Annotated in this window: 3 protein-coding genes and 1 tRNA gene; all 4 read right to left on the reverse strand. The window is 71.8% G+C overall.

Features of this window, described 5'->3' with window-relative positions; genetic code table 11:
- Positions 1–1,933 (reverse strand): Ig-like domain-containing protein (locus VFE05_21065; GenBank protein HET6232580.1); only part of this gene is annotated, 1,933 nt, incomplete at its 3' end.
- A gap of 499 nt (positions 1,934–2,432) precedes the next feature.
- A complete protein-coding gene (locus VFE05_21070) occupies positions 2,433–4,859 on the reverse strand; it encodes an Ig-like domain-containing protein (GenBank protein ID HET6232581.1) in 2,427 nt (808 codons plus the stop codon).
- A gap of 360 nt (positions 4,860–5,219) precedes the next feature.
- Positions 5,220–5,303, reverse strand: a tRNA-Leu gene (locus VFE05_21075).
- A gap of 68 nt (positions 5,304–5,371) precedes the next feature.
- Positions 5,372–5,996 (reverse strand): hypothetical protein (locus VFE05_21080; GenBank protein HET6232582.1); only part of this gene is annotated, 625 nt, incomplete at its 5' end.

Below are 5,996 nucleotides of genomic sequence, written 5' to 3' on the forward strand. Positions count from 1 at the left end.
GCGGCAGGTTCTGCTTGGGCGCCAGGCCCTTGCTCATGCGGTAGAACATCAGCTCTTCGGCGATGTGGCTTAGGCCCTCGTTGAGCCAGCCCACCTCGAGCGCGGACGCGTTGGTCACGTAGGCGCGACGGAAGGCATTGATCATGTGCTGGAACTCGTGCCCCATCGTCCCGACGCTGTTGAAGCTGCCCGTGCGGAAGCTCGACACCGTGCGCACGTTGCTGTTCACCGCGCCGCTCGGGTCGGGCACCAGCATGTAGAACATCTCGCCCATGTTGCTGTTCGTGCAGCCCGTGCTGGGATCGTTGCTGAACAGGTCCTTCGAGGCGAAGAAGCCCAGCGTGACCTGCGACGAGGCCGGCGGCGAGAGCTCGTTGACGGCACGGGTGAAGAACGCGACCACGTGGCCGTTCCCGTCCTCGTCGGTGATCGCGCCGAAGTTGGCGGTATCCACCGGCCACGCGATGCTGTCGAACTCCAGCGCGATGCTGTCGTACTGCGCGGTGGTGAAGCCGCCCGCGGGGTTCATCGTGTCCGCCACGATGATCATGTGCGGGCTGACCGAGCGCACCATGCCGGTGCGGACGCTGGCAGTGCCGCTGCACGAGCTGTTCGTGTTCAGGTCCATCAGCGTGCCCACCGCGGGCGTGCCGGCGGTCAGCACGCGCCGCGAGCCCGAGCCCGTGCGGTAGTAGCGGGCCGCGTTCCCCGTCTGCCCGGCCGCGATGCGCGACGAGCGGCTGCCCATCAGCGCCCCGATCTTGCCCGCGTCCTTCTCCAGGATCGCCACGTCGCCGCCGTCGACCACCTGGTCGAACGAGGTGGACATGGCGCCGGAGAGGCCCAGCCGCGCGCTCGTGCCCGGCAGGAGGTTCGGCGAGGGGGGACCGGTCACCGCCTGGATGCCGCTCGCCGTCAGCGTGAGCGACAGCGCGCCGCTGGTCGAAAGGTTGATGGGCATGTAGGTGTACTCGGCCGCGCCGCCGGCGCCGCCGCCCAGGCAGACGTTGGCCGCGCCCGGCATGGTCGCCGTGTACACGCCGCCCACCGACAGGTTGGGGCAGACCCCGATGGTGGCGGTGCCCGATACCGAGCCCGCCGTGGCGGTGATCTGCGCCGTTCCCGGAGCCACCGCGGTGATGTTGCCCGAGGCGTCCACCGTGGCCACCGCGGGGTTCGACGTGCCCCACGTGATCGGCTGGTTCGTGGGCGTGCCCGCGAACGAGCGCGTGATGCCGGTGATGGTCTGCGATCCGCCCGCCAGCACGAACGGCGCCGTCGACACGTCGACGTAGCCGTTGGGGAAGCGCACCTCGGCGGCCACGTAGACCTTGAAGGTGAACGTGGTCACCGTCGGGTCGACGTTGAAGATCCAGTGCTTGGCCGAAGACGTCTCGGTGTTCGACAGGATGCCGTCGGCGCCCAGCTGGGTGCCCACGTACTGGTAGAACGACTGCGCCGCCGCTGTGAACGTGCCCACCCCGTCGGCGTTGGACACCGAGGCCGAGCCGCTGCCGGTGGCTACCGTGGGCTCCTGCGCGAAGAAGACGCGCACGCCGTTGGGGTCGGCCGTGGTGCCGTCGGTGGTGGCCAGCGCCTGCGGGATCAGGTTCTGGACCGTGACGTCGAACTCGAATGCGTGGTTGCCCGCCGTGTCGTAGGCGATGTTGGACGAGGTCAGCTTCACCAGCTGGTTCTGCCCGCCAACGACCACGTAGCCGCGCACCGCCGCCGGCAGAGCCGCCTCGCCGCAGGCGACCGTGTGGGCCGCCACGCTGACGCGGCACTCCATGCTCGCGAGCACCGCGCCGCCGCCGCCGGATGCGGGCGGCTGCGTGACCGACACCGGATCGCCGCGGTCGCCGCAGGCCGCGAGGGCCAAGGCGCACAGCAGGGTGCCCGCGCGGGCGGCGCGGGAACGCATGAGTTCCATGGGAGCATCCGTGAGAAGAGGTGGAGACGGCTGCCGAGCGGCTGCCGGTACAGCAGAGGACGGGCGATGATGGTGCAATCTGTAGCAGCTGTCCGCTAATGTCAACGGGCGTTTACCGATGCGGAGGGTCACCGGCGTCCGCCTTTGCCGCCGTGACGCGCAACGGGAGCGGTGCAGCTAAAGCCTTTCTCCGCAAACCGATGCGTACACTGCGGCCTCCGTGCGACATTGCATGGGTGCCCATCCACCGAGTCTTTGGCGTCCTGGTGTCGCGAATGCGGCACGGGATGAGCCCGAAGCGGCGGTCGGCCATCTCCCCGTCTTCCGCGCCGTACGTCGAGTAGGGGCCCTCCAGGTCTGGAAGGCCCCCTGCCGTGCTCATCCTCCGCGCGCTCATCCTCCGACAGCCGGCCGGGCGGATCTTCCTGATCGGCCGGCGTTCACCCGGCGGAGCTACCGAATGCCGGAGAGCTCCAGCACCGCGGCCGAGCGCGCCGTCTCACTTCGTGCGGATCACGACGACGGCGAGGCCCGGGCCCGGCACGGTGTTGCTGAGCCCTGCGAACGCGGACGCGGCGACGCCCATCCGCACGTAGCCCGCGCCGCCCCCGCCCGCGACCGTGAACGCCTGCGCCACGCCGTTGGCCGCGTCGCGCTTGCCCAGCGGATACACGGCCGCGCCGCCGCCGTAGCTGAGCCCGCCGGGGCCGTAGATGGAGCGGAAGTTCCAGCTCGGCTGCCGGTGCTGCGCCGCCACGCCGGGCACCGCGTCGTCGGCGTACATCGCCACGGCCCAGTCGCGGAACCAGGGGCGCGGGTCGGTGCCCAGGCGGTTCGCCAGGTTGGTGAAGCCCGTGTCGGGCGAGAACGCCAGCGACGACCAGAAGGCGCTCTCCGGCGTGCCCTTCCGGTCCACCGCGTAGCGCAGGAAGCTCCACGAGGCGCCGCGGATGGCCAGGTTGTCGGCGTTCCGGAACGGGCCCGCCGTGTCCGGCCGCAGCAGCCACTGCCGCAGCCGGCCGAAGTTGGCCTCCTCGAACTCGAAGAAGCGGTCGATCTGCGCCTGGCTGGCCGTGACCTTCGCCAGGTCGATGTTCTCGCCAGGGGTGTGGCCCGTCGCCGCGTAGTAGACCTCCTCCTCGGCGACGTGGCTCATCCCCTCGTTCAGCCACACCTGCTCCAGCGGGAACGGCCCGCCCGCGCCGTACAGGCGGCGCGAGGCGTTGATCAGGTGCTGGAACTCGTGCCCCAGCGTGCCGATGGTCACCGACCTCACGAACGCCGCCGAGCGGACGTTGCCGTGCGAGCCCGCGGGGTCCGGCGCCAGCATGTAGAACATCTCGCCCTGGTTGCTCCCCGCGCACGACGCGGTGCCGAACAGGTCGCGCGAGTAGAAGAAGCCGCCCACGTACGAGCCGGAGCCCGCGGGCGTGAGGTCGTTCACCGACGCCGTGTACAGCGCGATCATGCGGCCGTTGGCGTCGATGTCGAACGGCGTGCCGAAGTTGCCCGCCACCGCCGGGTACGCCAGCGAGTCGAAGGCCGATGCGATGCTGTCGTACTGCGCGGTGGTGAAGCCGCCGGCCGGGTTGGAGTTGTCCTCCATCACGATGACGTGCGTGCCCACCGCCTTCACCGTTGACGCCCGGATGTCGGTCGGCGTGCAGAAGCCCTGGCCCACGTTCAGGTTCATGACCGTGCCGACGGACGGGACGCCGGGCACGATGTTGCGCCGCGCGCCGCCGGTGCGGACCAGCGCGTCGCGCAGCGAGCCGGTCACCGCCAGCCGCCGGCCCAGCATCTCCGCATGGAACGCCTCGTCCGGCACCGGCCCGTCGGGCACGCGCAGGCCGCCGAGCTGGCCGCCCGGCAGCCGGTTCGGGGACGGGGGGCCGGAGACGGGGACGATCCCCGCACCCGTGACCGAGAAGGCCGAGTTCGCCGCCGTGAGGTTCACCGGCACCACGGTGTACTCCGCCGCCGCCGCGCCCGTGCCGATGCATGTGGTCGCCGAAGCCGCCACGTACACCCCGCCCACCGCCAGGTTGGGGCACACGGCCACCGCGGCGGTGCCCGAGCGAGCGCCCGCCGTGGCCGTGATCGTAGCCGTGCCGGGGGAGAGCGCGGTCAGGTGCCCGGCGGCGTCAACCGTGGCGATGGAGGAGTCCGGCGTGCTCCAGGTGACCGTCTGCCCGCTCAGCGTGTTGCCCGTGGCGGTGCGCACCGTGGCCGCCAGCGAAAGGCTGCCGCCCGCCAGCACCGTGTCGGCCGGCGGGGTGACGTCCACGAACCCGTTGGGGAAAGGCACCTCGGCCACCACATAGACCTGGAAGGTGAAGGTGAGGACCGTGGGGTCCACCGTCAGGCTCCACGTCTTCGCCCCGCTCGTCTCGTTGCTGGAGAGGACGCCGTCGCCGCCCAGGAGCGCGCCCGAGTAGGTGAAGAAGGGCTGGTTGGCGCCGGTGAACGCCCCCGTACCGTCCGCGTTGCCCACCGCGGCGCTCCCGGTGCCGCTGGTCACGCTGGGCCCACTGTGGAAGATCACGCGCACGCCCTGGGCGTCCGGCGTGGTCCCGTTAGCCGTGCCCATTGGCTGGGGGATCAGGTTCTGCACCGTCACGTCGGTGGTGAAGGCGTGCGACACCGCGTTGTAGGCCGTATTCGTCGACGTGAGCTGGACGTACGAGCCCTGGTTCCCCACGATGATGAAGCCGCGCACCCCCTGCGGCATCGACGCCTGCCCGCACGCCACCTTGCCGGCGCGCACGTCCGCGGTGCAGGTCACCACGGCCAGGAGCGCGGGGTCGTGGGGCGCCACGGGAGGCGCGGACACCGGGTCGCCGCGGTCCGCGCAGGCGCCGAGGGCCACGGCCAGCGCCAGGACGGACACACGCCCGGCACGGATGGGGAAGATGGAGTTTCGCATAGATCTGCCCGCGGGGGGATCGCACGGCGGGAGCCGGGCGCTGGCCGGAGAGCGGCCGGAAGCAGCAGAACAAGTTCCATCCGCGCACCCGCCCGCGTCAAGCAAACCGTTGGCGTCTTTGCGAAGTGGAGTGCGCCCGAACGTCGCAGGCAGGCCGGTCGATCGAAGAGTCGAGGCGTTGCGGAGATGCCATCCGAGCGACCGGGGCAGCGGATCGACGGGAAGGATGTCTGCCGAGGGTGCGCGTTGGATCGGGGCCCGGCGATGCGGCAGGGGTGATCGAGGAAGGAGAGGGAGTGACGTGCAGATGGCCGGAATGCGGCGCGCCCTGCTTCCCGGGAGGAAGCAGGGCGCGTGCGATGCCCGGAGTCGGACTCGAACCGACAAGCCTTTGCAGGCGGCAGATTTTGAGTCTGCTGCGTATACCGATTTCGCCATCCGGGCGTGCGGCGTACAACCTAACCGGCCCGGCGCCGCAATTCAACCGCGGCGCACCCGGCGTTACACCCGTCTCACTCCACCCCGCCGCGGCGCGACCGAGGCCGGGCGGCCGAATCCGCGTCCAGCATCTGCAGGGCGTAGACGGCGCGGCGGAAGGCCCGGACGTAATCTCCCGTCGCCACCGCCTCGCGCGACGTGCGCAGGAGCCTGCGGGCGCGCACGACCTCGGGCGACGCGGTCCCGCGCGCGTCCGCCCGCGCCTCGGCGGCGGCGAGGACGCGGAGCGCGACCGCCTGCGGGGCCCAGTCGCGCGCACGGGCCGCGGCGCGGGTGAGCGACACCGCGCCCGACGCCGTGTCGCGCCGGGCGAGCGCGACGGCCGCCTCCGCGCGGAAGCGGTGGACGTCGACGACGGCGCTGTCCAGGCCGGGGTAGCTGCCGGAGGCGAGGCGCGCGGCGGCGTTCGCCTCCCAGCGCTCCAGCGCGGCGTCCGCGCGCAGCACCGGCTCCGCGCCGGGATCGCCCGCCACCGCGCCAGCGGCCAGCAGCGCCGCCGCCTCATCCACCGACCGCGCCCCTTCCGCATCTCCCGCCTTGCGGGCATGCGCCGCCTGCTCCTTCATCTCCCGCAGGCGCGCGTACGCCTCGCCCGCGCGGGGCACGAAAGGCGTCCACGTCTCGGCAGACGGGAGCCCG

The sequence above is a fragment of the Longimicrobiaceae bacterium genome (assembly GCA_035696245.1).
GTDB lineage: Bacteria > Gemmatimonadota > Gemmatimonadetes > Longimicrobiales > Longimicrobiaceae > DASRQW01.